This is a genomic window from Caulobacter sp. UNC279MFTsu5.1 (assembly GCF_900114015.1).
Lineage (GTDB): Bacteria > Pseudomonadota > Alphaproteobacteria > Caulobacterales > Caulobacteraceae > Caulobacter.
Genome location: NZ_FORN01000015.1, coordinates 24,730 through 51,218 on the forward strand (window position 1 = coordinate 24,730; position 26,489 = coordinate 51,218).

Annotated in this window: 29 protein-coding genes; 18 read left to right on the forward strand and 11 right to left on the reverse strand. The window is 68.4% G+C overall.

All coding sequences use genetic code 11. The features are described 5' to 3' along the window. Positions 1-48: 48 nt before the first annotated feature. The gene (locus BM066_RS10645; RefSeq protein WP_089927347.1) at positions 49-639 is read right to left on the reverse strand and encodes a hypothetical protein; all 591 of its coding nucleotides are present in this window, start codon (positions 637-639) and stop codon (positions 49-51) included. Positions 640-728: 89 nt separating this feature from the next. Between BM066_RS10645 and BM066_RS10650 the strand changes: the two genes are divergently transcribed. Next, complete coding sequence (locus BM066_RS10650; RefSeq protein ID WP_089927351.1) at positions 729-1,298, forward strand: 2'-5' RNA ligase family protein; 570 nt, start codon at positions 729-731, stop codon at positions 1,296-1,298. A gap of 111 nt (positions 1,299-1,409) precedes the next feature. Here the strand turns inward: BM066_RS10650 and BM066_RS10655 are convergent, their stop codons facing one another. Continuing rightward, entirely contained in the window at positions 1,410-2,780 is a 1,371-nt protein-coding gene (locus tag BM066_RS10655; protein ID WP_255367550.1) for an aminotransferase-like domain-containing protein, read from the reverse strand. A 65-nt stretch (positions 2,781-2,845) separates the two neighbouring features. Here BM066_RS10655 and BM066_RS10660 point away from each other — a divergent pair, with 65 nt between their 5' ends. Both BM066_RS10660 and uidA read left to right on the forward strand, forming a co-directional pair. Beyond that, positions 2,846-3,241, forward strand: coding sequence for a DUF983 domain-containing protein (locus BM066_RS10660; protein ID WP_089927357.1), 396 nt, complete (start codon positions 2,846-2,848; stop codon positions 3,239-3,241). A gap of 458 nt (positions 3,242-3,699) precedes the next feature. Continuing rightward, entirely contained in the window at positions 3,700-5,634 is a 1,935-nt protein-coding gene (gene uidA / locus BM066_RS10665) for a beta-glucuronidase (RefSeq protein WP_089927361.1), read from the forward strand. A gap of 112 nt (positions 5,635-5,746) precedes the next feature. On the opposite strand, the gene BM066_RS10670 is transcribed toward uidA, so the two are convergent. Together BM066_RS10670 and BM066_RS10675 are read right to left on the reverse strand one after the other, a co-directional pair. Then, positions 5,747-5,980 (reverse strand): hypothetical protein, encoded by a 234-nt coding sequence (locus BM066_RS10670; protein WP_089927364.1) that lies wholly within the window; start codon positions 5,978-5,980, stop codon positions 5,747-5,749. A 9-nt stretch (positions 5,981-5,989) separates the two neighbouring features. Further along, complete coding sequence (locus BM066_RS10675) at positions 5,990-6,730, reverse strand: DUF899 domain-containing protein (RefSeq protein ID WP_089927368.1); 741 nt, start codon at positions 6,728-6,730, stop codon at positions 5,990-5,992. 76 nt (positions 6,731-6,806) lie between these two features. Between BM066_RS10675 and BM066_RS10680 the strand changes: the two genes are divergently transcribed. The 14 genes from BM066_RS10680 to der all read left to right on the forward strand — a co-directional run bounded on the left by BM066_RS10680 (position 6,807) and on the right by der (position 16,597). Further along, positions 6,807-7,253, forward strand: coding sequence for a MarR family winged helix-turn-helix transcriptional regulator (locus BM066_RS10680; protein ID WP_089927372.1), 447 nt, complete (start codon positions 6,807-6,809; stop codon positions 7,251-7,253). 104 nt (positions 7,254-7,357) lie between these two features. Beyond that, entirely contained in the window at positions 7,358-7,714 is a 357-nt protein-coding gene (locus tag BM066_RS10685) for an ArsC family reductase (protein ID WP_089927376.1), read from the forward strand. Beyond that, positions 7,715-8,374 (forward strand): HAD hydrolase-like protein, encoded by a 660-nt coding sequence (locus tag BM066_RS10690; protein ID WP_089927379.1) that lies wholly within the window; start codon positions 7,715-7,717, stop codon positions 8,372-8,374. It begins immediately after the preceding gene. A gap of 49 nt (positions 8,375-8,423) precedes the next feature. After that, positions 8,424-8,615 carry a hypothetical protein gene (locus BM066_RS10695; protein ID WP_089927385.1) on the forward strand — a complete coding sequence of 64 codons (192 nt, stop codon included), beginning with the start codon at positions 8,424-8,426 and terminating at the stop codon, positions 8,613-8,615. 37 nt (positions 8,616-8,652) lie between these two features. After that, positions 8,653-9,090, forward strand: coding sequence for a hypothetical protein (locus BM066_RS10700; RefSeq protein WP_089927390.1), 438 nt, complete (start codon positions 8,653-8,655; stop codon positions 9,088-9,090). After that, positions 9,090-9,605: an RNA polymerase sigma factor gene (locus tag BM066_RS10705; RefSeq protein ID WP_089927393.1), complete on the forward strand. Its 516-nt coding sequence runs from the start codon at positions 9,090-9,092 to the stop codon at positions 9,603-9,605. The genes BM066_RS10700 and BM066_RS10705 overlap by 1 nt, the downstream gene beginning before the upstream one ends. Then, the gene (locus BM066_RS10710; protein WP_089927396.1) at positions 9,602-9,901 is read left to right on the forward strand and encodes a hypothetical protein; all 300 of its coding nucleotides are present in this window, start codon (positions 9,602-9,604) and stop codon (positions 9,899-9,901) included. Before BM066_RS10705 ends, BM066_RS10710 begins: the two co-directional genes overlap by 4 nt. 159 nt (positions 9,902-10,060) lie before the next feature. Further along, on the forward strand, positions 10,061-10,456 hold the full coding sequence (locus BM066_RS10715; protein WP_089927400.1) for a DUF6249 domain-containing protein: 396 nt from the start codon (positions 10,061-10,063) through the stop codon (positions 10,454-10,456). Between the two features lie 31 nt (positions 10,457-10,487). Further along, entirely contained in the window at positions 10,488-11,075 is a 588-nt protein-coding gene (locus BM066_RS10720; protein WP_089927404.1) for an RNA polymerase sigma factor, read from the forward strand. Further along, positions 11,068-11,445 carry a hypothetical protein gene (locus BM066_RS10725; RefSeq protein ID WP_089927408.1) on the forward strand — a complete coding sequence of 126 codons (378 nt, stop codon included), beginning with the start codon at positions 11,068-11,070 and terminating at the stop codon, positions 11,443-11,445. The genes BM066_RS10720 and BM066_RS10725 overlap by 8 nt, the downstream gene beginning before the upstream one ends. A gap of 90 nt (positions 11,446-11,535) precedes the next feature. Continuing rightward, positions 11,536-12,363: a 3-methyl-2-oxobutanoate hydroxymethyltransferase gene (gene panB, locus BM066_RS10730; protein ID WP_089927555.1), complete on the forward strand. Its 828-nt coding sequence runs from the start codon at positions 11,536-11,538 to the stop codon at positions 12,361-12,363. A gap of 170 nt (positions 12,364-12,533) precedes the next feature. Next, positions 12,534-13,292 (forward strand): tetratricopeptide repeat protein, encoded by a 759-nt coding sequence (locus BM066_RS10735; protein ID WP_089927411.1) that lies wholly within the window; start codon positions 12,534-12,536, stop codon positions 13,290-13,292. Positions 13,293-13,303: 11 nt separating this feature from the next. After that, entirely contained in the window at positions 13,304-14,719 is a 1,416-nt protein-coding gene (locus BM066_RS10740) for a PQQ-like beta-propeller repeat protein (RefSeq protein ID WP_369823242.1), read from the forward strand. A 108-nt stretch (positions 14,720-14,827) separates the two neighbouring features. Beyond that, positions 14,828-16,597 carry a ribosome biogenesis GTPase Der gene (gene der / locus BM066_RS10745; RefSeq protein WP_089927417.1) on the forward strand — a complete coding sequence of 590 codons (1,770 nt, stop codon included), beginning with the start codon at positions 14,828-14,830 and terminating at the stop codon, positions 16,595-16,597. Positions 16,598-16,816: 219 nt separating this feature from the next. Here the strand turns inward: der and BM066_RS10750 are convergent, their stop codons facing one another. From BM066_RS10750 to radA, 6 genes are all read right to left on the reverse strand, one after another. Further along, complete coding sequence (locus BM066_RS10750; RefSeq protein ID WP_089927420.1) at positions 16,817-18,319, reverse strand: methyl-accepting chemotaxis protein; 1,503 nt, start codon at positions 18,317-18,319, stop codon at positions 16,817-16,819. 312 nt (positions 18,320-18,631) lie between these two features. After that, entirely contained in the window at positions 18,632-19,384 is a 753-nt protein-coding gene (locus BM066_RS10755; RefSeq protein ID WP_089927423.1) for an SDR family NAD(P)-dependent oxidoreductase, read from the reverse strand. A gap of 82 nt (positions 19,385-19,466) precedes the next feature. Further along, positions 19,467-20,450: a bile acid:sodium symporter family protein gene (locus tag BM066_RS10760; protein WP_089927426.1), complete on the reverse strand. Its 984-nt coding sequence runs from the start codon at positions 20,448-20,450 to the stop codon at positions 19,467-19,469. 3 nt (positions 20,451-20,453) lie between these two features. Then, positions 20,454-21,953: an amidophosphoribosyltransferase gene (gene purF, locus BM066_RS10765; RefSeq protein WP_089927429.1), complete on the reverse strand. Its 1,500-nt coding sequence runs from the start codon at positions 21,951-21,953 to the stop codon at positions 20,454-20,456. Beyond that, positions 21,950-22,573, reverse strand: a complete 624-nt coding sequence (locus tag BM066_RS10770; protein ID WP_089927433.1) for a CvpA family protein — start codon at positions 22,571-22,573, stop codon at positions 21,950-21,952. The genes purF and BM066_RS10770 overlap by 4 nt, the downstream gene beginning before the upstream one ends. Next, positions 22,570-23,952 (reverse strand): DNA repair protein RadA, encoded by a 1,383-nt coding sequence (gene radA / locus BM066_RS10775; protein ID WP_089927437.1) that lies wholly within the window; start codon positions 23,950-23,952, stop codon positions 22,570-22,572. Before radA ends, BM066_RS10770 begins: the two co-directional genes overlap by 4 nt. A 179-nt stretch (positions 23,953-24,131) precedes the next feature. On the opposite strand from radA, the gene BM066_RS10780 reads away from it, so the two are divergent. After that, the gene (locus BM066_RS10780) at positions 24,132-25,304 is read left to right on the forward strand and encodes a Yip1 family protein (RefSeq protein ID WP_089927440.1); all 1,173 of its coding nucleotides are present in this window, start codon (positions 24,132-24,134) and stop codon (positions 25,302-25,304) included. A gap of 100 nt (positions 25,305-25,404) precedes the next feature. Here the strand turns inward: BM066_RS10780 and alr are convergent, their stop codons facing one another. After that, positions 25,405-26,487 carry an alanine racemase gene (alr, locus tag BM066_RS10785; RefSeq protein ID WP_089927443.1) on the reverse strand — a complete coding sequence of 361 codons (1,083 nt, stop codon included), beginning with the start codon at positions 26,485-26,487 and terminating at the stop codon, positions 25,405-25,407. Between the last annotated feature and the right edge of the window lie 2 nt (positions 26,488-26,489).

Genomic DNA, 26,489 nt, shown 5'->3' on the forward strand with positions numbered 1-26,489 from the left:
TTAGCGCTTAACAACCGCAATCCAAACGGGAATTTTCGACGCAATCGGCTATTGCAAACGGCCATAGTGGCGGGCGACGTAGACCGCGAAATAGAGCAGCGCGCCTGCGGCGAACAGGGCGTGGAAGCGCAGGTTGCGGATGAAGCAACCGGCCAGGCAGAGGCCGACCATCAGGGCGATCCGGATAGGATATTCGGGGCCAAGGCTCCGGAAATGCGGCGCGCCTTTCAGCAGGGTGTCGAGAATGTCCATCAGCAGGCTGACGACCAGCAAGCCGAAGAACCAGGCCCGCCGCGACATGAAATAGTCGCCGTAGCCTTCGTACTCGCTGATCTCCGTGGGAAAGATCACGCTGCACAGCAGAAACAGCATCGCCGCCTCCGCGATCAGGAAAATATAGGTCTCGAAGGTGAGGGCCCGCAGCTCGCTCAGCTGGAACTGCCACCACCAGAAGGCGGTGATCGTCGTCATCATGTAGAGCACCCAGCACAGGTGCGGCCACCAGAGGTGCTCCTTCTTCGGGTGCTGGATCAGGCCGGCGACGCCGTTCAGCAGGCGCGCCAGGCTAAGGCCCATGATGATGCTGATCATCGTGCGGGCGTGAACCAGGAGATCGTGGCTGGGAGGAGCGATCTGCATCCTTTGAGATGACCACTCGGCACGGTTGTGCGCCAGCGCCTTCTCGGCGCGCCGTGGCATGGTTTCCGGAATCCGGGCAGGATGCCCGGGTGCCTGACCAGTTCTCCCTCTTTGACGCGCCGCCGGTCACGGACCGGCTGTTCTTCGCGATCTTTCCCGATCCGGCGACGGCGGCGAGCATCGCCCGGCAAGCCGATGCGTTGCGCGCCGCGCACCAGTTGAGCGGACGGCCGCTGGCGCCCGAGCGGTTTCACGTCACCCTGCATCACCTGGGCGACCATGCCGGCGTGCGGCGCGACATCGTGGCGATGGCCGGCGAGGCGGCCGAGGCGATGACGACCTCGCCGTTCGAGGTCGTCTTCGATCGCGCCGCCAGCTTCCACAACGGCGGCAACAATCCGTATGTCCTGCAGGGCGGCGAGGGTCTCGATGCCCTGAAGACCTTCCAGCGCGACCTGGGCCTGGCGATGGCGCGGGCCGGTCTCGGCAAGCTGGTGGACAGGAGTTTCACACCGCACGTGACGATGCTCTACGACAGGCGGTTGGTGGCCGAGCAAGCCCTTCTGCCGATCCGATGGACCGTTGGCGGCTTCACCCTGGTCCACAGCCTGCTGGGACGGACCGAACACGTCCCGCTGGCGCGATGGGCGTTGCGCTGAAGGCGGAGGATCTGCCTCCGGCTTAGGGCGAACCAATCGCCGCGTGGCGCGGTGTGCCCCCCCTTCGATCTGAACTGGCCCTGGCGGGCGGGATCTTGGGTCCTTGTCGCCTCAAACGATCGCCGGCGGTTTCAACAGGGCCGCGACCTGGCCCAGGGCCTCGCGCAGCAGCGACGCCTTGGCAGGGCCGCCCAGCGAAATGCGCAGTCCGGCGGGGGCGTCGGGCGTGGCGGCGAAGGCGTCGGCCGCGACCAGCGCCAGGCCGCGGGCGGCCGCCAGGGCGCGCAATCCGCTCGCGTCCAGGCCGGACGGCGGCTCCAGCCAGACGTGAAGGCTCTCGGCGTCGCCCTGGGCGATGGGCAGAACCTCGGCGGCGATGGCCCGGCGCGCCCGGGCCTCCAGCCGAACGCCGGCCAGGATCCGTTCGGCGGTCCCGTCGCGGATCCAGCGAACAGCGACCGCAGTGGTCAGGGGTGAACCCATCAATGCCGTGGCGTGCAGGGCGTCGGCGATCCGCGCGGCCATCGCGCCGCTCGGCGCCGCCAGGAAGGCGACGCGCAGGCCGGGCGACAAGGTCTTGGACAGGGTGGCGATGTGGAAGGTCCTCGCCGGCGCCACCGCGGCGAGGGCGGGCAGGGGAGCATCGAACAGGCGGCTGTAGGGGTCATCCTCGATCAGCCAGGCGTCGCTGGCGGCGACGACGGCCGCGATCTCGCGACGCCGGGCCTGGCCCATGGTCGTGGCGACGGGGTTGCGAGTGGTCGGGACCAGATAGACTGCCGCGGGCTTTTGCTCGGCGCAAAGCCGGGTCAGGGCCTCGGGCAGGAAGCCTTCGGCGTCGACGGGGCAGGTGATCAGGCGCAGGCCCAGCCGCGCGGCCAGGGCGATGATCCCAGGATAGGTCAGGGGCTCGACCACCAGGCCGGCGCCGGGCCTGGCGATCGTGGTGAGGATCGCGATCAGGGCCGATTGTGCCCCAGGGCAGACCGCGATCCGTTCGGGCCCGACCTCGCCCAGCGTCGGCGCCAGCCAGGCGGCGCCGGCCGCTCGCTGTCCCGGCGCGCCGGGACCGGCGTGATAGGCCATCAGGGTCGCCACCTCGGTGCGGTCGAGGATCGCGGCGGTCGCCTCCTTGAGCAGCGCGGCCAGCGACACGCCCTGGGGCGGCGGCGGCAGGTTCATGCTCAGGTCGACCAGACCGGCCTCGTCCTCCATGGCGCGGCGGCGTACGAAGGTGCCGCGCCCCACCGCGCCCTCGACCAGGCCCCGAGCGCGCGCGGCGCCATAGGCGCGGGTGACCGTGGTGAAGTCGATGCCGAGCTGGTCGGCCACGACGCGTTGGGGCGGCAGCTGGTCTCCCGGCTGCAATTCGCCCTCGCGCACGGCCGTTTCCAGGGCCTCGGCCAGCGCCAGATAGATCGGCTGGCCGTCGTTCGCGCGGACTCGCCGCAGCCAAGCGGCCATGGGGCGGTTCCGGGTCATGCTTGCTTTTCCATGAAGCGATACATACATTCAATGAAGAATGTATGCAACAAGGCGCACATTGTATGGAACGGCCCCTGATCACCCATTTCGACAATCCGACCAGCCTGCAGGCTGGGCTGCTCTGCCGCTGCCCGCGCTGCGGCGAGGGCAAGCTGTTTGGCGGTTTCCTGCGCCTGGCCAAGCGCTGCGATCGCTGCGGGCTGGACTACGGCTTCGCCGACCCGGCGGACGGGCCGGCCTTCTTCGTCATGACCGGCGTCGGCATCCTGGTGATCGCGGTCTGGGCCTGGGCGGTGATCGCCTGGAGTCCGCCGCTCTGGGTTCAGTTCGCGACCGTGTTTCCGGCCTTGCTGGCCGGCTGCCTCGGAACGCTGCGGCCGGTGAAAGCCTGGCTGGTCGCCGAGCAGTACATCCACAACGCCAGCGAGGGCGGCGCCTCCAGCGTCCAGAAGCGATAAGGCGAGGGGGCGCCCGTGGCGAGGGCGGGGTGGGCGCCCCCTCTGTCACGCCGCCGGAAGGCGACGCGCGACCGATGGAACTGGCGGCGGGATCAAAACTGGCCTGACCAATCGCCGGTTCGCGGCTCGAAGTCAAGCGGGTTGGCGCTGGCGCGTGACGTCAGAAAGCATGTCTGAGCCATTTATGAAGGACAATCCCCCAAGTGTTGTAGGCGATTATCCTAGGTCATCGATCTCCGGCGAAGGTCAGAGGTCTGTCTTGAAATTGGCCAGGCCGCTCGCTAGGGTCTGCCCAAGAACGACACGGGAAAGCCACCGGCAAGGCCCCTGCCAGCACGGCGACTTCGGCGGCCAGCCAGTAGTCGCGCCGCGGCCAGAGCGCGACTTCCGTCGCCCGGCGGCGGGATTCGGCGCTAGGCTGTGTCCAAAAGACATTTCAGGCAGGCGAGGGCGTAGGGATGGCGGACAAGTCTTGGAGCGAGGGCGGGACCCGGCGCGGCTTGGTCACCCGCAGGGGCGCGGTCGGCGCGGCGGGCGGCATGGTCCTGGCGGGGGTGGCGGCCGGTGCGAGCCCGGCGGCGGCCAGGTCCGGTCCGGCCCCGGGCGCGCCCAGCCTTCTCTATCCGCACGAGAGCGCCACGCGCGCGACCCGGAGCCTGGCGGCGACCTGGCGGTTTCGCGCCGACCCCAAGGATGCCGGCGAGGCCGAGGGCTGGTGGAAGGGCCTGAAGGACTTCCGCCTGATCCCGGTGCCCGCCAGTTGGAACGACATCTTCGACGACGTGCGCAACTATGTCGGTTCGGCCTGGTACGAGACCGATTTTCGCATCGACAAGGGCTGGGCGGACCAGCGCATCCACCTGCGCTTCGGCTCGGTCAACTACACCGCCAAGGTCTGGCTGAACGGCAAGCTGCTGGGCGGCCATGTGGGCGGGCACCTACCGTTCGCTTTCGACATCACCGACGCCGTGACCCTGGATGGCGACAACATCCTGACCGTGCTGGTCGAGAACAAGATCCAGCTGGACCGCGTGCCCTCGACGCCTGATCGCGCGCGCTGGCACATGCACACCGTCCACTTCCCGCAGACGGCCTACGACTTCTTCCCCTATGCCGGCATCCATCGTCCCGTGCTGCTGTTCACGACACCTGATCTCCACCTGAGCGACGTGACGGTGAAGACCAGCCTCGACGGCAAGGTGTCGATCGATCTGGAGGCCAGCGCGCCCTGGTCGGGCAAGGCCAGCGTGGCGATCTCGGACCACCGGGGCGAGCAGAAGGGCTCAGCCACCCTGGCGGGCGGCAAGGGCTCGACGGTCGTGGCGCTGAAAAACCCGCGGCCCTGGAGCCCGGACGACCCGCACCTCTACACCCTGACAATCCGCCTGGAGAACGGCGCGACGCCTGACGAATACGCCTTCAAGATCGGCGTGCGCACCATCGAGGCCAAGGACGACAAGCTGCTGCTGAACGGCAAGCCGGTGTTCCTGCGTGGCTTCGGCAAGCACGAGGATTTCCCGATCCACGGCCGCGGCCTGGACGTGCCCTCGATCATCCGCGACTTCGAACTGCTGAAATGGATCGGCGGCAACAGCTTCCGCACTTCGCACTACCCCTACAGCGAGGAGGCGATGATGCTGGCCGACGAGCGCGGCCTGCTGGTGATCGACGAGACTCCGGCCGTCAGCCTGGTGTTCGCCGATCCTCCCGAGATCCAGGAGGCTCGCTTCAAGCAGTTGAAGCAGGACATCGTCGACCTGGTCCGCCGCGACAAGAACCACCCCTGCGTGATCATGTGGTCGCTGGCCAACGAGCCGCTCGTGAAGCCTTTCCACACGACCGATCCCGAGCCGCCCGGCGGCAACGAGACCGGCCTGAGGTTCTTCGCCCCGCTGTTCGACCTGACTCGCCAGCTGGACGGCACGCGGCCGGTGACCATCGTCAGCATCCAGGGCGGTTCGATGGACTGGCAGGCCCTGGGCGATGTGGTCTGCACCAACTCCTATCAGGGCTGGTACTCGCTGTCGGGCCAGCTGGACCTTGCGGAGGAGGCGTTGAAGAGCGACGTCGCCAAGCTGCGCGCCCGCCATCCGAACAAGCCTATCATGTTCACCGAGTTCGGGGCCGACGCGGTGGCCGGCATGCACGCCCATCCGCCCGAGATGTGGACCGAGGAATACCAGGCCGACATGGTCGAGATGTATATCCGGGTGCTGGCCGACTACCCGTTCATCTTCGGCGCCCATCCGTGGGCCTTCGCCGACTTCCGCACTTCGCAGAGCATCATGCGGGTCGGGGCGCTGAACCACAAAGGGCTCTTCACCCGCGAACGGAAGCCCAAGCTGGCGGCCCACCGCACCCGCGCGCTATGGAGCAAGCCCGCCAAGGTGTGAGTTCGCCTCGTAGATGGCGGCTGGTTTCGCTGGCTGGAGCAGCGCTCCACCTGCTGTGCCTGCCAATGTTCTTCAGCCGTGCGCTGAGGACTCCGCCGGTCGAGGCCGCCGCCTAGGAGGGGGCGCCCGAGCACAGCGGCGCGGCGACGATCTCGGCCAGCACCGTGCGGTCGTGGGCCTGGGCGCGCTGGCGGTAGTGCTCCAGGTGGTGCGGAACCAGGACCGCCAGGACCGTGGCCGCCCCGCCGGCCAGGATCGCCATCGGCCACCCGCCCAGCAAGGCCCGCAGGCCGCGCGCCGAGGCTCCGGTCAGCAAGGCCAGCAGTCCCAGCGCGCAGCACAGCATGGCGGGCGCCTAGGCCGGAACCGCTTCTGCGTGGCAGGCCTTGGCAGGCGCGGCGTCCTCATACTCGTCGTGGCGACGCATCCAGTCGCCCATGTTGCCGGACTCGTTGCGGCCCAGGGGCGCGCGGTCGAGGATCATGTAGGTCCCGATCAGTTCCTCGCCGCCGCGGCCGTAGCTGGAATAGGTGTGAAACACCTGGCCGGCTTCGTCCTTGTAGAACGAACTCAGGCCCGGCAGCTCGTTGGCGCCCTCGCCGGCTGGCTGGAAGTTGTAGGTTGCGCCCGCCGCGATGGTCTGCGGCGTGAACGACACGCCGAAATCGTAGTTGAAGTCGCCGCCGAATGACGAGACCCACGGGAATTTCCAGCCCATCCGGGCCTTGTAGGCGGCGATCTTGTCCAGCGGCGCGCGCGACACGGCGAGCAGGGTCACGTCGTGATGGTTCAGGTGGAGCAGGGTCCCATCCAGGTGATCGGCCAGGAACGAACAGCCCGGGCAGCCGGCCTCCCATTCGGGCGGCAGCATGAAGTGGTAGACCACCAGCTGGCTGCGGTCGCCGAACAGCTCGGCCAGGGTCTTGCGGCCGTTCGGCGTGTCGAAGGCGTAGGCCTTGTCGACCTTCACCCAGGGCAGGGCCAGGCGTTCGGCGGCGTTGCGATCGCGCAGCCGCGTCTCTTCCTTTTCGTGAATTAGCAGCGCCCTGCGCGCTTCGAGCCAGTCCTCGCGCGACGCGACCTTGTGGTTGAGCATCGTTCTTCTCCCTGGTGCGTGAGTTCGCCGGCCCATCGGCCTTGACGTAAAGAGTTGATATCAACATAATTGCGACATGTCAAAACCGCTGGAAGTCCCATTCGCCGCCACCCTCCACGTGAAGGACACCTGCCTGTGCCTCCACGCCCAGCGCGCGGCGCGGGCCCTGGCGCGGCGGTTCGACCAGGCCCTGGCGCGGTTCGACATCACCAGCGGCCAGTTCTCTCTGTTGATGTCGCTGAACCGGCCGGAGCCGCCGACGATCGGTTCGGTGGCCGGCCTGCTGGCCATGGATCGCACCACCTTGACGGCCAATCTCAAGCCCCTGGAGCGGCGCGGCCTGCTGACGGTCAGCGTCGACCCGGCCGACCGGCGCGGTCGGCGACTGGCCCTGACGCCGACCGGCATGGCGCTGCTGGCGCGGGCCCTGCCGGTCTGGACGCAGACCCATGCCGAGGTCGAGGCGGGCCTGCCCGATGGCGGCAGCGACGTCCTGCGCGCGGGCCTGCTGGCCCTGGCCTGAATCGCCGAACAGGGCGTTGGCCTCCGCCTTTTCCGTTTTGCCCGATGGCGCGTGAACTCTAGTCTGGTCGGACTCGAGAATCTGACGCGCGCGGAGCAGTTGGCGTGACAACCACGATCTACGGCATCAAGGCCTGCGACACGATGAAGAAGGCGCGGGACTGGCTGGAGGGTCACGGGGTCGCCTACGACTTCCATGACTACAAGACGGCCGGCGTCGATCGCCCGCGCCTGGAGGCCTGGGCCAAGGCGGTGGGCTGGGAAGTCCTGCTGAACAAGGCCGGGACGACCTTTCGCAAGCTGCCGGACGCCGACAAGCAGGGGATCGACGAGGCCAAGGCCATCGACCTGATGCTGGCCCATCCGTCGATGATCAAGCGGCCGGTTCTTGTGGCGGGCGATCAACTACTGGTCGGATTCAAGCCTGACGTGTATGGTCGCGCCTTGAGTTCAGGGGGCTGAATGGACGCCCAGATCGATCTGGTCATCTTCGATTTCGACGGCACGCTGGCCGACAGCACGGCCTGGGCCATCCGGGCGGTGAGGCCGCTGGCCGAACGCTTCAAGTTCAAGGCCGTCACCGAGGACGAGATCGCCATGCTGCGCGGCCGCTCCAGCCGCGAGATCATCGACTATCTGGGCCTGCCGCTGTGGAAGGTCCCGCTGGTCGCCGCCCACGGCAAGAAGATGATGGCGGCCGAGGCTCACGCCATCCCACTGTTTTCGGGCACGGGCGACCTGCTGCGCGGCCTGTCGACGGCGGGCCTGCGCCTGGCGATCGTCAGCTCCAATTCCGAGGCGACCATCCGCTCGATCCTGGGCGACGAGCTGGCCGGGCTGGTCGACCATTACGGCTGCGGGGCGGCGATCTTCGGCAAGGCCGCCAAGTTCAGGGCCGTGGTCAAGGCCGCGCGCATCCCCAAGGAGCGGGTGCTGTGCATCGGCGACGAGACCCGCGACATCGAGGCGGCGCGCGAGGCGGGCCTAGCCTGCGGGGCCGTCGAATGGGGCTACGCCACGCGGCGCGCCCTGGCCGATCACGGCCCGACCATGATGTTTTCGGCCATGGACGAAATTATTTCGCGGGTCGCCGCATCCAATCAGCGTGTCGGCGCCGACTAGTCTTCAGAAACGGCGCGAAAGGTCGCGTCGATCTGGAGATTTAAGACCGATGGAAGATCTGGTTCGCTCTTACTGGTGGCTGGTGTTCCCTCTGAGCTGGGGCGCGTTCGGCGTGTTCCAGAACTGGCTGGCCTACCGCGCCCGCCGCGACGCCCTGAACATGCTGCGCTTCTACGCCGAGGCCGGCCACGAGCCGCCTGCGGGCCTGCTGGACCGGCTGAACGTCCGCCCCTTGCACTGACATTCACGGCGCGTGAGCGCGCCCGGAGACTAAGACCATGGAAGACCTGTTCCGACAGTTCTGGTGGATTCTCTTCCCGCTGAGCTGGTTCGTATTCGGCGCCTATCAGAGCTGGCTGTCCTATCGGGCCAACCGCGACACCCTCGACCTGATCAAGGCCTACGCCCAGTCCGGGCGCGAGCCGCCGCCCGAGCTGCTGGCCAAGCTCAACAAGCGCTGGAACGACGGTGACGAACTGGACGAGGCGGAGGATGACGACGGGCGCGTCGGCCGCCGCCATCGTCGCCGCTATCGCCGAGAAGGCACTTGGTCGCGGGTCGCGCTGTTCGGCTGTCTCTGCGCTGGTTTCGCCTATGCGGCGGCTACCGACCTCTATGAGGCCGGGCCGGCCTTCGTGATTGTGACCTTCGTCATGGCAGCCCTGGCCGTGGCGGCGGCGGTGTCGATCCTGGTGGATCGAGGGCCGAAGGTCTGATGGACGGACCGCTCGTTCGGGCCGCGCGGGACGGATCGCAATCCGCCTTCGCCAGGCTCGTGGCGGCGCACGAGCGGACCTTGCGCGGGTTCCTGCGCAAGAGCGGATTCGGCGACGCCGACGACATCGCCCAGGAGGCCTTCCTGGCGGCCTGGTCCAGCCTGGGCCGGTTGCGCGACGACGAGGGCTTCCGCGCCTGGCTGTACGGGATCGCCTGGCGCAAGGCGTTGGACCACGGGAGGTCCGCCCGCCGCGCCGCGCGCCGCGACGAGGCTTGGCGCGAAGAGCAGGCGGCGGACGCGCCGCGCGGGGTCGACCCGGCCGACCGCCTGGCGCTGGAGGCGGCCCTGGCCGACCTGCCGCCCGACCAGCGAGCCTGCGTCACCCTGTGCTTGGGCCAAGGCTGGTCGCACGGCGAGGCGGCGAAAACCCTGAGCCTGCCCCTGGGCACGGTGAAGTCGCATGTGAACCGAGGACGTGAGAGGCTGTTGGCCGTATTGGGAGACGCGTCATGACCCCCGAAGATCGTCTGGCCGCTTTTCTGTCCGCGGACGCCGCCCCCGCGCGGCCGACGGTGGACGCCGCGTTCGTCGCCGAGGTGATGCAACGGGTGGCGCGGCGGGAGCTGCGGCTGAAGCTGGCCTCGGCCGCCGCGACCGCCGTGGCTGCGGGCGCGGTGCTGTGGGCCTGCGCCCCGGTGCTGAACCTGGCGGTCCAGACCCTGGCGCCCGTCCTGCTGCCGGCGGCAGGGATCCTGACCTTGGCGGCGGCCGCCGGCCTGCTGGGCGGCCAGGTGCTAATGCGCCGCTAGACGCTGGATTGGCCCGGGACCTGGGCGAAACGTTCGAGAGGCGCCAGCCTTACGAAAGTTTCATCCGACCCGGCGCCTCCAATCGCCATGGCCCAGGTCTCTTACCTACAGAAGGCGAGGGCGAAACGCCGCCGCCAGGCATTCGAGGGGACTTAAGTCATGGAACTTGGAATTCTGATCCCGCTGGCTCCGTTTCTGATGGTCGCGGCGATCGTGATCGTGCCGGCGTGGCTGCGGACGCGCGAGCGCCGCGAAATGCAGGCGACGGTCCGCGCCGCCATCGAGAAGGGGCAACCGCTGCCGCCCGAACTGGTCGAGGCCCTGTCCAAGGACGTGCGGCCAAGAGCGGCGTCTTCGTCGCATCGTGACATGCGGATCGGCGTAGTTCTGCTTTTCGTCGCCGGCGGCGTCGCCCTGACCGGCTTGGCGCTGGGCCAGATCAACGACTACGCGATGTACGGCACGCTCAGCGGCGCGGCCATTCCAGGCATGATCGGCCTGGCCTTCGTCATTCTCAGCTTCTTCAACCCCAACAAGCGTCCGCCCGAGGCTTGAGCGCGAATACGGGGAGGAGGGGACCAAGCTCATGGGCACTGAACGCCCACACACCGGCCACGACGTCGAACTGGCCGCCCTGGCGGCGGCTGGCGATCGGCTGGCCTTCGGCGAGCTGGTGCGTCGCCACGGCTCGGCCGTGCGGGGCCTGCTGCGCCGGCTGGGGGCCGACCCGGCCACGGCCGACGACGTCGCCCAGGACGCCTTCCTGGTCGGCTACGAGCAGATCGCCGACTATCGCGGGGAGGGGGCTTTCGCGGGATGGATCAAGAAGACCGCCGCGCGGCTCTATCTGCGGAAGGTCAAGCGGGAGGCCCGTTTCGTGCTGACCGAGGCCCCCGAGGAAGCCGCGCCGGCCGGATCGGACGGTCCCGCCGCGACGGCCGACCGCCTCGATCTGGACGAAGCGCTCAAGCATCTGTCCAAGGCCGAGCGCCTGTGCGTTTCGCTGTGCTACGGGGCCGACTGGTCGCACGCCGAGGCGGCCGAGGCCTTGAACATCCCCCTTGGGACGGTCAAATCCCATGTCAAACGTGGTCTGGATAAACTCAGAGTCCGGATGGCCGCGCCGTCCGAAAGCGCATCGAACGACTCCGCGAGGAGAGAAAACCGTGGCTGACCAGGATTTCGAAACCCAACTCGCCCGTCTCTACGGTCAGGCGCCGGTGTTTCGCGACGCCGAGCTGTTCGCGCGGCAGGTGACCGAGAAGCTGGATCGCGGCTGGGCGTTGCGCCGGGTGGCGATAGGCGCGACGGGCGTCGTCGCGGGCTTGGCGGTCGCGGTCCAGATGATCGGCGCGCGGTTCGCCAACGAGTTCTCGGAGGTGTCCAGCGAAGGGACCCAGCAGTGGAGCCTAGCGCTGGCCAAGCTGACGAACCGCTACGACCAGCTGTTCACCTTGGGCGGCTCCGAGGTCCTCTGGGTGGGCGCCGCCTTGGCGATTCTGGCGTTGGGTTTCGCCGTGACCCGTCTGATTGACGAGGTCTAGGCGGGGTTTCGCCAAACTTTTCGCTGATAATGTTGCGGCGCCGAACGATCTGGCGGAAAACGGCACGCGTCTTTCGCCGGAGTGCCGACCCTGTCCGCCCATCGTGAAGAAAAGGTCCGCCGCCTGGCGGCTCCCGACATCGCCGCGCGCAAGGGCGGCGAGCCCATCGTCTGCCTGACGGCCTACACCGCGCCGATCGCCGCGGCGCTGGACGAGTCGTGCGACCTGCTGCTGGTCGGCGACTCGCTGGGCATGGTCGTGCACGGCCTACCCAACACCGTCGGCGTGACCCTGGAGATGATGATCCTGCACGGCCAGGCGGTGATGCGCGGCTCGCGCAAGGCGATGGTCGTGGTCGACATGCCGTTCGGCTCCTACGAGGGCGCGCCGGAAACGGCCTACGCCAACGCGGTGCGGATCATGAAGGAGACCGGCTGCCAGGCGGTGAAGGTCGAGAGCGGCTCCACCGTGCCCGCCACCATCGCCTATCTGGTGCAGCGCGGCATTCCGGTCATGGGCCATATCGGCCTGCGGCCCCAGGCGGTGCTGGTCGACGGCGGCTTCAAGGCCAAGGGCAAGGACGAGGCCGGGCGCCAGAAGGTGCTGGAGGAAGCCCGCGCCACCGCCGAGGCCGGCGCCTTCGCCGTCGTGGTCGAGGGGGTGGCCGAGGGCCTGGCGCGCGAAGTGACCGCCGCCATTTCGGTCCCGACCATCGGCATCGGCGCCTCGGCCGGCTGCGACGGCCAGGTGCTGGTGGTCGACGACATGCTGGGTCTGTTCGACTGGACCCCCAAGTTCGTGCGCCGCTACGCCGACCTGAAGGGCGAGATCGAGCGCGCCGCCGCCGATTACGCCCGCGACGTCAAGGCGCGCACCTTCCCGGGCGAGGCCGAGACCTACTACGCCAAGAAGAGCTAGCACCAAGAAACGGGGCGCTGGTTCCGCCCCGTTGCGGCTGGCTCGGACACGCTATAGGTTCGCCGCCTCGGTGGGTCCGCTCACCATGGTTTTCATTTCGCGTGTCGATTCCGGAGCGATCCGGCGTCGACGCCTCAGGGCGCTGTTTCGCCCCTATCGGAGCCTCGTTCGTGGTCGATGTGTTTGACGAGGTCGAAGAGCAGCTGCGCTCCGACCGCTACAAGTCCCTCGCGCTGAAGTCGCTGCCCTGGGTGGGCGCGCTGGCCGCGGTGGCGATTCTGGGCGCGGGCGGCTGGATGGGCTGGACCAGCTACCAGCAGAACCTGACCAACAAGGCCACGGAAGCCTATCAGGCGGCCCTGACCACCGGCCAGAAGTCGGGCCCCGCCGCGGCGTTCCCGGCGTTCGAGGCCATCTCCAAGACCGGCACGCCGGTCTACAAGGCCCTGGCCCTGCTGCAGATGGGCGGCGTGCGCCTGGAGCAGAACAAAACCGCCGAGGCGGTGGCCTATTTCGACCAAGCGGCCAAGCTTTCGCCCAATCCGGTGCTGGCCGACCTCGCCGGCCTCAATTCCGCCTTGGCGCTCATCGACACGGCTCCTTACAAGGATGTCGAGGCGAGGCTGAACCCGTTGATGGGCGAGAAGAGTCCCTATCGCGTGCAGGCGAAGGAAGCCCTGGCCTTCGCCAAGCTGCGGGCCGGCGACCTGGCCGGCGCGCGCGGCGACTTCCTCGTGCTGTCCAGCTCGCTCGACAATTCCTCGGATGAAATCCGGGAACGGGCCAAGGGCGCGATGGCCATGATCGATTCCGGCTCCGCCAAGGACCTGCCGGCCGTGGTCAAGGCCGCCATGGCCCTGCCGCCGTCCGCCGCGCTCTCGCTTCCGACCGGCCCGCAGGCCGACGTCGCCCCCAATACCGCCCAATGAGCCGACGCCCCATGACGACCAAGCGCTATCTGCTCCTCACCGCGATGATGACCGCCGCGGTGTCGGTGGCCGGCTGTTCGACGATTTCCAAGCTGAACCCCTTCGACAAGAAGGAAGCCAACAAGACCCTGGCCACCCAGGGGCAGCGGATCTCGGTCATCGCCTTCGACCAGAAGGTCGAGCCGGCCGAAGCGCTGAAGGGCGCCGACTTCTTCCTGCCCGAGCCGACCGTCCAGGCCGACTGGCCGCTGCCGGGCGGCAACGCCGAGCAGTCGGTCGAGCATGTGGCCGCCGCCGCCAATTTCGACATCGCCTGGCGCAAGGGCTTCGGCCAGAAGGCCAACCGCAAGTATCACGTGACCGCGCCGCCAGTGGCGGCCGACGGCAAGATCTTCGTGATGGACGGCGAGGCGACCGTCAGCGCCATCGACGCCAAGAGCGGCTCGACGATCTGGAAGAAGGATCTGCGTCCCGCCAAGGCCCCCGGCAAGAAGCACGGTTTCTTCGGCATCGGCGGCAGCGCGGCCGACCGCACGGGCTTCGGCGGCGGCGTCGCCTACGCCAACGGTAAGCTCTACGTCGCCTCGGGCTTCCGGTTCGTGGCCCAGCTGGACGCCGCCACCGGTGCGGAAGCCTGGCGTCAGCAGACCAGCACGCCGGTCCACGCCGCCCCCACGGTCGCCGATGGCCGCGTGTTCGTGATCTCGACCGACAACGAACTGCTGAGCTTCAACGCCGCCGACGGCGCGCCGGGCTGGACGTATCAGGCCCTGATCGAGCCGGCCCGGATCCTGGCGGCCACCAGCCCCGCGGTCAGCGGCGACACCGTCGTGGCCGGCTTCGCCTCGGGCGAACTGGTCGCTCTGCGCGCCAGCAACGGCAACGACCTGTGGAGCGAGGCCCTCAGCCGCGCCAGCCGCACCAACGCCCTGTCGGAAATCCGCGACATCGCCGGCCGTCCGGTGATCTTCAAGGGCGACGTCTTCGCCGTCAGCCACTCGGGCGTGTTCGCCGCCACCGACCTGCGCACGGGTCAGGCCCGCTGGAATCTGCCGGTCACCGCCATCACCAGCCCCTGGGCGGCCGGCGACGTGGTCTTCGTGGTCGACAAGGCCGGCCAGGTGATCTGCGTCTCGCGCGAGGCCGGTCAGGTCTACTGGATCCGCGACCTCAACAACACCGACAAGCTGAGCAAGAAGCAGAAGAAGAAGCGCGCCAAGCATCCAGTGGTCTGGTCGACCCCGATCCTGGCCTCGAACCGCCTGATCACCGTGTCGAGCGAAGGTCAGGCCGTGGCCCTGAACCCCAAGACCGGCGAGACACTGAAGACCCTGAAGATCGGCCAGCCGGTCCTGCTGGGTCCGATCGCCATGGGCGACGCCGTCTATGTGGCGACCGACGAGGCGGATCTGATCGCCATCCGCTAGACTTCGCCGGGCCCGCCCGGATCCACAATTCAGGCGCCGCGAACCCGGGCTGGTCCTCACCAGTCCGGGTTTGTCGCTTTTGTCTCCGAAATCGACTAATCACAGCCCATGCCTTTGAAACTCGCCATCGTCGGCCGCCCCAATGTGGGCAAGTCGACCCTGTTCAACCGTCTGGCCGGCCGCAAGCTGGCCCTGGTCGACGACCAGCCCGGCGTCACCCGCGACCGCCGGTTCGCGCACGGCCGCCTGGGCGACCTGGACCTGGAGCTGATCGACACCGCCGGCTTCGAGGACGTCACCGACGAGAGCCTGGAAGCGCGGATGCGCGCCCAGACCGAGCTGGCGATCGACGAGGCTGACGTCAGTCTGCTGGTGTTCGACGCCCGCGAGGGCCTGACGCCGCTGGACCGGATCTTCGCCGAGATCCTGCGCAAGCGGAACAAGCCGGTGCTGGTGGCGGCCAACAAGTCCGAGGGCAAGGCCGGAGACCATGGCGCGGCCGAAGCCAACGTCCTGGGCCTGGGCGAGCCGATCCAGATCAGCGGCGAGCACGGCGAGGGCATGGCCGAGCTCTATGCGGCCCTGCTGTCCGTCGCGCCGGAAGAGCTGCAGACCGACCATGACGAGTTGGACGACGACAAGCCGATCAAGATCGCCATCGTCGGCCGTCCCAACGCCGGCAAGTCGACCCTGATCAACCGCCTGATCGGCGAACAGCGCCTGCTGACCGGGCCGGAAGCCGGCATCACCCGCGACTCCATCTCGGTCGACTGGGACTGGGGCGGGCGCAAGGTGCGGCTGGTCGATACCGCCGGTCTGCGCAAGAAGGCCAAGGTCAACGAGAAGCTCGAGAAGCTCTCGACCGCCGACACCATCCGCTCGCTGACCTTCGCCGAGGTCGTGCTGCTGGTGATGGACGCCACTCATCCGTTCGAGACCCAGGACCTGCAGATCGCCGACCTGGCCGAACGGGAAGGGCGCTGCGTGGTCTTCGTCCTGGCCAAGTGGGACCTGATCGAGGATCCGGGCCAGATCCTCAAGGACTTCAACGAACATGCCGAGCGCATGTTGCCCCAGCTGCGCGGCGCGCCGGTGGTCGCCTTGTCGGGCGAGACCGGCCGCGGCGTCGAACGGCTGATGCCGGCCGTGCTCAAGAGCCACAAGGACTGGTCGACCAAGGTCAAGACCCGTGACCTGAACGACTGGCTGCAGATGGCCATGCAGCGCCACCCGCCGCCCAGCGTCGGCGGCAAGCGCATCAAGCCCAAATACATGGCCCAGACCAAGGCCCGCCCGCCGACCTTCGTGCTGTTCTCCAGCCGCGCCGACCAGATGCCCGAGCAGTATCGGCGCTATCTGATCAACTCCTTGCGCGAAAGCTTCGACCTGCCGGGCGTGCCGCTGCGCATCACCCTGAAGTCGGGGGCCAATCCCTATGCCGAGGGTGAGGCCAAGGGCCACTCGGGCAAGGGCAAGCGGGAGTTCGAGCGCAAGGAGCGCGAGAAGGAGCGGATCCGCGCCTCGCGCAACACCGTCAAGAAGTCGGTGCGTGTCGCCGAAGCCGCCGCCGCGGCCGCCGCCGAGGCCGCGGGTCTGCCCGCGCCCGCCAAGAGCGCCGGCAAGCCCGCCTCGAAGGCCTCGAAAGCGCCCAAGCCGGCCGAGATCGCCGCGACGCCCGCCGCCGAGTCCGGCAAGGCGGCGGTCAAGTCGGTCAAGAAGCAGGGCCCCAGGGCCCAGAAGAAGTCGACCACGCCCAGCTACAAGGTCGGCTTCAAGGCGGCGGGCGGCAAGGCGGCCGGCTCGAAGACCGCGCCGCGCCGCCCGGTGGCTGGCGCCCGCACGGTTCGCGGCAACAAGGCGCCGCCGAAAGGGCGGTAGCGTCGGTCGCCCACGCGATAGGTTACGTAATTAAGGTGCGCCGGGACGATCGAAGGGGGTGTCGATGTCCCGGCGCATTCCCGATCCGACTCTTCCGGACATCGGATCGGAAAGCTCCTGGAGCGTTTCACGACCTGATTGCATCAGGCTGGCGCTCTAGATCTTTGTTTTAATGCATTTTCTTCAAGCGAACCTGCGTCCGCTTCGCTCAAAGATGCTCTAGAACTCCTCCCAGGCCGTGGCCGCGAGCGCGGCGTTGCCGGCGCCGGGGCGGAACCGGGCGCTGACGCGAGTCTGGGGGCGGGCCGCTTCGGAAGGACGTCGGCAAGCCTGGACGGGTTCGGGGTGGCCGGCCACCGCGAGCTCTCCGGTCTGAAAGCGCGAGACAAGCGCGGTCAGCTCGTTGGCTTCGGCCTTCAGGCTGGCGGCGGCGGCCGTGACCTCCTCGACCATGGCGGCGTTCTGTTGGGTGACCTCGTCCATCTGGTTGACGGCGGTGTTCACCTGAGCGAGGCCGGTGGCCTGCTCCTGTGACGACTGGGCGATCTCCGAAATCAAGGTGTCGATCTGGGCGACCTTGCCGACGATGCCGCTCAGGGCCTGGCCGGTCTCGCCGACCAGTTGGACGCCCCGCGCGACTTGCGATGTGCTGCTGGCGATCAGCCCCTTGATTTCCTTGGCAGCCTCGGCCGAACGCTGGGCCAGGGCCCGCACTTCTTGGGCCACGACCGCGAAACCGCGGCCGGCGTCGCCGGCCCGGGCGGCCTCGACGCCGGCGTTCAAGGCCAGCAGGTTGGTCTGGAAGGCGATCTCGTCGATCACGCCGATAATCTGGGTGATCTTGCCCGAGCTGTGCTCGATCTCGCCCATGGCCTCGACGGCGTCACGCATGACCTCGCCGGAGCGGGCGGCGTCTTCCCGGGCGCTGGAGGCGGCGACGAAGGCCTCCTTGGCCCCCGTCGCGCTGCGTCGCACCGTAGCGGTGATCTGGTCCAGCGCGGCGGCGGTCTCTTCCAGGCTGGCGGCCTGGTGTTCGGTGCGGCGGGAGAGGTCATCCGAGGCGCGGGCGATCTCTTCCGAGCCGCCGCGCACGCCATCGGTGGCGCCGGAGATCTGACCGATGGCCTCGCGCAGGCTGTCGATCGCGGTGTTGTAGTCGTCCTTGATCTGCTGGAAGCGGCCTTCGAAGGGTTCGGTGATCCGAGCGGTCAGGTCGCCGGCCGCCAGGCGTTGAAGACGCTCGGCGAGCGAGAAGACCACGGTCGTCTGCTCTTCCTCGGCCTTGCGCCGGGCCTCGTTGGCGATCCGCTCCAGTTCGACGTCGGTGACGTCGATGGCGAACTTGATGACCTTGCAAGGCTTGCCCGAGGCGTCGAAGATCGGGTTGTAGGCGCCCTGGATCCAGACGTCCTTGCCGTTCTTGCCCACCCGCTGGAACTTGTCGGCGAAAAAGTCGCCCCGCGCCAGATTGGCCCAGAAGGCCTTGTATTCGGCGCTGCGGCCGTAGGCGGGGTCGACGAAGATCTCGTGGTGACGGCCGACGATCTCGTCCAGCGAATAGCCGATGGTGTGCAGGAAGTTCTTGTTGGCGCTGATGATCGTGCCGTCGAGCTGGAATTCGATTATCGCCTGCGAGCGGTCGATCGCCGCGACCATGGCTTCCAGATCCGCCAGACGCCGCGCCGCCTTCGCGTCGTTGCGCTTCAAGGAAAAGAACGACATTTGGATGGGCTCCCCGGGAGATCCCTGATGGATATTCTCACACGGGAAACGTGCGCCGGGCGCGTTTCTGAAAGCTTAACGGTAGGGCGTGACGGATCTTGTATTGATGCGACTTATTGGCACGAATATCGATTTCAGTTCCAACATGGAAGAGTTCGAAACCGTATCGGTGATCATACAAAACACATTTTACGCAAAATGACTCATATTGCCAAAATCTGTACCTGGACATTCCATGACGCCCAGGGCTTGGCGCGGCAAAGATCGGTCGGGATCGGCCAAGCACTGCCTTCGAGTGCGATCTTAGGCGACCTATCCCTCGCTGGCTGATTCCTGGCCGCGTTCCTTGAACCGCACGACGCCCTTGGGCGGCACGCGGTCGGGGCGGGCCAGATCGACGATCAGCGGAACGATCGTGTCAGGCGCGGGCACGGTCTGGGGATCCTCACCGGGGAAGGCGCCGGCCCGCATGCGGGTGCGCATGGCGCCGGGATCGACGCAGACGGCGCGCACCGTGGAGTTCTCCATCTCGTCGTCATAGCAGGCGACGACGGCCTCAAGCCCGGCCTTGGAGGCCGCATAGCCGCCCCAGAAGGCGCGATGGGTCCTGGCCAGGCTGCTGGTTAGGAAGATGGCCCGGCCGGCCTCGGCGCGGCGCAGCAGCGGATCCATGGCCCGAATCAGCCGCCAGTTGGCCGTCAGGTTGGTGGCCATGATCATGTCCCAGCCCTTGGGGTCCAGGTGGCCCACCGGCGTCAGGGCGCCCAGCACGCCGGCGGCGCCCACCAGGATGTCCAGCTTGCCGTAGCGCTCGTAGAGGGCCGCGCCGAGCTGGTCGAGGCCGTCGGCCTCGCGCAGGTCCAGGGGGGCCAGGGTGGCGTGCTCGCCGGTCACGGCCAGGATCGCGTCGTCCAGGGCCTCCAGCGCGCCCTGGGTGCGGCCCACGGCGACGACGTGGGCGCCGGCCTGGGCAAGGCCCAGGGCGATGGCCTCGCCGATGCCGCGGGTGGCGCCGGTGACGAGGGCGATGCGGCCGGCCAGCGGCTTTTCGGAGTCGAGAGTCATGGGCGGGTTCTAAACAGAACCGTTTGTGGTTGAAACGAAATCCGTTGGTGTTCTCAATGAACACCAACGGAATTTGTGGGTGTCAGGCCTCGTCCGCCGGCCGCGCGCCGTAGCGCTGGGCGATCACCGAGCAGGCCATCAGCTGGATCTGGTGGAACAGCATCAGCGGCAGCACCAGGACGCCGGCCGTGGCGCCGGGGAACAGGATGCCGGCCATCGGCACGCCGGTGGCCAGGCTCTTCTTGGAGCCGCAGAACGCGATGGCCACCTCATCGGGTTTGGAAAAGCCCAGGGCGCGCGCGCCGAACACCGTGGCGGTCATGACCACGGCCAGCAGCACCACGCAGGCGGCCAGCAGCAGGAAGAGTTCGGGAATCGAGACGATCTTCCAGATGCCGCCGACCACGGCGGCGCTGAACGCCGAATAGACCACCAGCAGGATCGATCCGCGGTCGACCTGGCCGACCAGGGCCTTGTGCTTCTCGATCCAGCCCCGGACCCAGGGGCGCACCAGCTGGCCGGCCACGAACGGGACCAGCAGCTGGACGACGATCGACTGGATCGAGTCCCAGCCGCCCACCTCGCCATGGGCGTGCATCAGCAGGCCGACCAGCACTGGGGTCAGGAAGATGCCCAGCAGGTTCGAGGCCGAGGCCGCGCAGACGGCGGCGGCCACGTTGCCCCGGCCGATCGAGGTGAAGGCGATCGACGACTGCACCGTGGAGGGTAGACAGCACAGGAACAGCATGCCGCTCGACAGGGTCGGCGACAGCACGCCCGACCTGCTGATCAGCAGGCCCAGGGCCGGAAACAGCACGAAGGTGAAGGCCAGGATCGTCAGGTGCAGCCGCCAGTGGGTCAGGCCCGCCACCACGGCTTCGCGCGACAGCTTGGCGCCGTGCAGGAAGAACAGCACGGCGATGGCGATCTTGACCACCCAGCCGACGATCGTCGCGGCCTCGCCGCGCACCGGCAGGATCGAGGCCAGCACGACCATGCCGAACAGGGCCGCGATATAGCCGTCGATCTTCAGCTTGGCGAAAAGAACGGAAACCGGATTGGCCAAAGCCTAGGCGCTCAGCAGGGACAGTTGCTTCTCGGCCTGGTCGTTGCGGCCCTCGGCGATCTCGCGGTCGGTCAGGCGCGTGGGATAGTCGCCGGTGAAGTAGTGGTCGGTGAACTGCGGGTGGGCCGGGTCGCGAGGACCGGCTTCCAGCGCCGTGTAGAGGCCGTCGACCGACAGGAAGCCCAGGCTGTCGACTTCCAGGAACCGAGCCATCTCCTCCAGCGACTTGTTGGCCGCCAGCAGTTGATCGCGCTCGGGCATGTCGATGCCGTAGAAGTCGGGCCACTTGATCGGCGGACTGGCCGAGCGGAGGTGAACCTCCTTGGCGCCGGCCTCGCGGACCATGCGCACGATCTTCAGCGAGGTGGTGCCGCGCACGATCGAGTCGTCGATCAGGATCACGCGCTTGCCTTCCAGCACGGCCCGGTTGGGGCTGTGCTTCATGCGCACGCCCAGTTCGCGCACGCCCTGGGTCGGCTGGATGAAGGTGCGGCCCACATAGTGGTTGCGGATGATGCCCAGGTCGAAGGGCAGACCGCTCTGTTGGGCGAAGCCGATGGCGGCCGGCACGCCGCTGTCGGGAACCGGCACCACGACGTCGGCCTCGACGCCGGTCTCGATGGCCAGGCGCTGGCCCATGCGCTTGCGCACGTCGTAGACCGAACGGCCGTTCACGACGCTGTCGGGCCGGGCGAAATAGACATATTCGAACACGCAGGGACGGGCGGCGACGTTCTGGAACGGACGCAGCGACTTCACGCCGGTCTCGGAGATCACCACCATCTCGCCGTGCTCGACGTCGCGCACGAAGCGGGCGCCGATCATGTCGAGCGCGCAGGTCTCGGACGCCAGGATCGGCTGGCCGTCCAGGTCGCCCAGCACCAGCGGGCGGATGCCCAGCGGATCGCGCAGGCCGATCATCTTCTTGTTGGTGATGGCCACGATCGCGTAGCCGCCTTCGATCTGGCCGACCGCGTCGATGAAGCGGTCGACGATGCGGGCCTTCCGCGAGCGGGCGATCAGGTGAAGGATCACCTCGCTGTCGCTGGTGGACTGGAAGATCGCGCCTTCCTGCACCAGGCGCTCGCGCAAAGTCAGGAAGTTGGTCAGGTTGCCGTTGTGGGCGATGGCCACGCCGCCGGTTTCGAGGTCGGCGAACATCGGCTGGACGTTGCGGATGCCGCTGCCGCCGGCGGTGGAGTAGCGGGTGTGGCCGATGGCCATGGCGCCGGGCAGGCGCTCGACCAGGTCGTTGCCGGTGAAGGCGTCGCCGACATGGCCCATGTGGCGTTCGGTGTGGAAGCGCTGGCCGTCGAAGGCGGCGATGCCGCAGGCCTCCTGGCCGCGATGCTGCAGGGCGTGCAGCCCCAGGGCGGTGACGGCGGCGGCGTCGCGCACGCCATAGACGCCGAAGACCCCGCATTCGAGGCGGAGCGTGTCGTCTTCCGGATCGCGCCAGGGCTTGGACGAGAAGCGGTCGGTCGACTGGCCGAAGGACGTCATCGAGATTTCTCCACCAGATCGTCGACGGAACGACGCTGGTCCTTATCATAACCTGCTTCGTCCGGCTTGCGGTCGGACGGTTTGTCGCTGGCGCCGTCCTGGACGGCGTCCTCGATGGCGGGGGCCAACTTGCCTGCCAAACCAGCGCCTTTGGGGGCGAACACCTTCAGCACCCGGCCGGCGGCGTTGGACAGGGGGTAAAGCGCCGACTTCGACATCCAGTGGGGCACGCGGTCGGGCGGGGTGGCCATGTGGAACACCAGGCTGAACACCCCCAACACCACCAGGCCGCGCAGCAGGCCGAACGCCAGGCCCATCAGCCGGTCCAGCGTGCCCAGGGCGCCGTCGGCGTGCAGGGTCTTGGTGATCTGGGCGCCGACCAGGCGCAGGAGCACGAAGATGATGACGAAGGTGACCAGGATGGCGGCGGCGGTGGCCGCCCAGTCGGGGTCCATCAGGCCCCGGAACAGCGGACCGGTGACCCGTAGGGCCAGAAGGGAGAGCAGGGCGGCGACGATGAACGACAGGGCCGAGGTCAGCTCGCGCGACGCGCCGCGGGCGAAGCCGACCAGGGCGGAGACCACTAGGATCAGGCCGAAGATGATGTCGAACGGCGTCACGTCAGCTGGCCCCAGATCTCGTCGCCGATGCGGCGCACCGCGTCGGCCAGGCGCGCGACGCCCGCCACGGGCAGGGCTCCGCCGCCTTCGGGCAGCCCCGACAGCGGTCCCAGAGCTCGGCCAAAGCCGAGTTTCGCGGCCTCTTTCAAACGTGTCTCCATACGGCTCACCGGCCGCACTTCACCAGACAGGCTGACTTCGCCGAACACGACGCAGTCCTGTGGCAGGGCGATGTCGAGGGCCGAGGAGGCCAGGGCCGCCGCCGCCGCCAAGTCCGCCGCCGGCTCGGTGATCCGCAGGCCGCCAGCGACGTTCAGATAGACGTCCTTGTTGCCAAAACCAAGGCCGCAACGCGATTCAAGCACAGCCAAGACCATGGCCAGGCGCCCGGAATCCCACCCGACCACGGCGCGCCGGGGCGTTCCGTACGCGGATGGCGCGACCAGGGCTTGGAACTCGACCAGGACGGGTCGCGAACCCTCGATGCCGGCGAACACCGCCGCGCCGGCCGCCCGCTCGCCGCCCTCGTTCAGGAACAGGGCCGAGGGGTTCTTCACTTCGCGCAAGCCCGCGTCGCCCATCTCGAACACCCCGATCTCGTCGGTGGCGCCGAAACGGTTCTTGGCCCCGCGCAGCACCCGGAACGGATAGCCGCGCTCGCCCTCGAAGCTGAGCACCGCGTCGACCAGGTGCTCGACCACGCGGGGACCGGCGATCTGGCCGTCCTTGGTGACGTGGCCGACCATCAGGATCGCCACGCCCTGCTTCTTGGCCAGGCGCACCAGTTCGCTGGCGCAGGCCCGGACCTGGGTCACGGTGCCGGGCCCGGCCTCGTGGGCGTCGCTCCACAGGGTCTGGATCGAGTCGATGACCACCAGGTCGAACTTCTCGCGCTTGAGGCCGTCGAGGATGTCGCGCAGGCTGCTCTCGGCGGCCAGCTTCACCGGGGCCTGGGCGAAGCCCATGCGGTCGGCCCGGCCCCGGATCTGGGCCACGGCCTCCTCGCCCGAGATGTAGGCGCAGTTGACGCCCGCCAGGCTGGCCTTGGCCATCACCTCCAGCAGCAGGGTGGACTTGCCCACGCCCGGGTCGCCGCCGATCAGGATCGCCGAGCCTGGCACCACGCCGCCGCCGCAGACCCGGTCGAACTCGTCGACGCCGGTGATGATGCGGGGCGGGGCGGGGGTGTCGCTCTCCAGGCCGGTGAACTGCAGGCCGCGCACCCGCGTGGCCTTGGTGCTCGACAAGGCCCCCGGGGCGCGAACGCCGACCTCCTCGACCAGGCTGTTCCAGCTCTGACAGGCCGGGCACTGCCCCGACCACTTGGTCGAGACCGCGCCGCAGGACTGGCAGGCGTAGACGGCGCCGTCGCGGGCCATGGATGCTCCTGATTCGAAGATGACGGGAGATTACAGCCTGACGGGCGCCTGCGCCAAAGGCGGACGCACCCGCCGATCAAACGCGCCGTCGTCACGGAACAATGTTCTCAACACCTCATGGTGGTGGTTATACAGGGATCGCGTCGGGGGACGTTCAGGATTCGCGAAGGAGCGATCGTATGACTGTCATCGAACCCCGGACGTCATCGTCCGACCTTGTCGGCCGGGTGAAACGCCTGCTGCTGTCGCCCTCGGCCGAGTGGGAGCGCATCGACGCCGAGCCGGCGACCGTCAAGGGGCTGTACGTCGGCTATGTCTGCATCCTGGCCGCGATCCCGCCGATCGCCGGCCTGATCGGCGGGCAGGTGTTCGGGATCGGCGGCTTCGGCTTCCACATGAAGCCGCCGCTGGTGTCGTCCATCGTCGGCGCCGTGGTCGCCTATGGCCTGAGCCTGCTGTCGGTGTTCCTGGTCGCCCTGATCATCGACGCCCTGGCCCCCAGTTTCGACGGCCAGAAGGATCGCGTCCAGGCCTTCAAGGTCGCGGCCTACAGCTACACCGCCGCCTGGGTGTTCGGGATCCTGGGGATCATTCCGGCCTTGGGCATTATCGCCGCCCTGGCCAGCCTCTACGGCTTCTACCTGCTCTATCTGGGTCTGCCCAAGCTGATGAAGGCGCCGCAGGAGAAGGCCCTGGGCTACACGGCCGTCACCATTCTTTGCGCGATCGTGCTGTCGATCGTCATCGGGGTGATCACCGGCGCCGTGGCCGGCGCGGCGATGTTCGGCGCCGGCATGGCCGGCCACGCCGCCAACACCGGGACCATGTCGGGCACGATGGAGGTCAACGGCGCCAAGGTCGACCTGGGCAAGCTGGAGGCGGCCGCGGCGAAGGTGAACGCCCGCAAGGATCTTCCGCCGGTTCCGGCCGATACGTTGAAAAGCCTGTTGCCGGGCTCGGTCGCGGGTTTCGAGCGGACGTCGGTCGAGACCCATTCGGCCGGCGCCGAAGGCATGGCCATGGTCGGGGCCACGGGCGATTACACCAAGGACGGCGCCGCCTTCCGCCTGGCCGTCACGGATCTCGGACCCGCGGCCGGCATGGCCGCCATGGCCAGCGCCTTCAACGCCCAGACCTCCGAGGAGACCGCCTCCGGCTACAAGAAGACGGGCAAGGTCGACGGCCGGCTGACGACCGAGGAATGGGATCGGGACAGCAAGTCCGGGACCTACAACGTCCTGGTCGGCGACCGCTTCAGCGTCGAGGCCAACGGCGCCGCCGACAACATCGACGTGCTGAAGCAGGCCGTGGCGTCGGTGGACCTTGGTCGGCTCGAGGGGCTGGCCCGCTAAAGCACCGACCTGATTGCATCAGGTCGGTGCTTTAGCTCTTTGTTCTGGTGCATTTTCTTCACGCGAACCGGCGTCCACTTCGCATTGAAAATGCTCTAGGTCAGCGGCCCTCGACCACCCGTCGCGCCCGGGGCGCGATGCGGGTCAGCAGTTCGTAGGCCGTCGTCCCGGCGGCGGCGGCGGCCTCGTCGACCAGCAGGTCTGGGCCGATGATCTGCATCATCGCGCCCGGGCGGGCGGCGTCGCAGTCGGTGATGTCGACGGCGATCAGGTCCATCGACACCCGGCCCATCATCGGCCGGCGGGCGCCGTCGAACCACACCGCGCCGCGCGGATGAGCGGCGCGCGGCACGCCGTCGGCGTAGCCGACGGCCAGGATCGCGACCCGGGTGGTGTCCTGGGCGGTGAAGGCCGCGCCGTAGCCGATGCTCTCGCCGCGCGGCACCACCCGGGCCTGGAGGATCGGGGCCTCCAGCGTCGCCACGGCCTTGATCCGGGCGTCGGGAACGTCGCGCGGCCCGCCGCCATAGAGGCTGATCCCCGGCCGGCACTGGTCGAAGCGGAAGTCCTCGCCGAGGAAGATCCCGCCGGAATTGGCCAGGCTGCGGCGGGCGTTCGGGAACAGGGCCGCGACTTCGGTGAAGCGGGCCAGCTGACGGGCGTTCAGCGGGTGGTCCGGCTCGCCGGCGCAGGCCAGGTGGCTGATCACCAGGGTGATGTTCAGGAACTTCAGCCGGTCCATCGCCCCGGTCAGCACGACCGCTTCCTCGGGACGCAGACCCAGGCGGTTCATGCCGGTGTCGATATGCAGGGCGGCGTCCAGCACGCGGCCGCGCGCATGGCTGTTCCAAGCCTCGATCTGCGGCAGGCTGTTGAGCACGGGCGTCAGGCCGGCGGCCTCGATGGCCGGGGCCGAGCCCGGGGTGACGCCATCCAGCAGATAGATCGCCGCGGCGCGATCGCCCAGCGCCCGGCGCAGCGCCACGCCTTCCGACAGGCGAGCGACATAGAAGCTGCGCGCGCCTTCGTCCCACAGCCGTCCGGCGACCAGGGCCGCGCCCAGGCCGTAGCCGTCGGCCTTGACGGCCGGCGCGATCTCGGCCCCGCCTGCGGCGGCCCTGAGCACGGCGTGGTTGGACGCCAGGGCGTCGAGGTCGAGGGTGAGGCGGCTGGTTTCGGTCACGG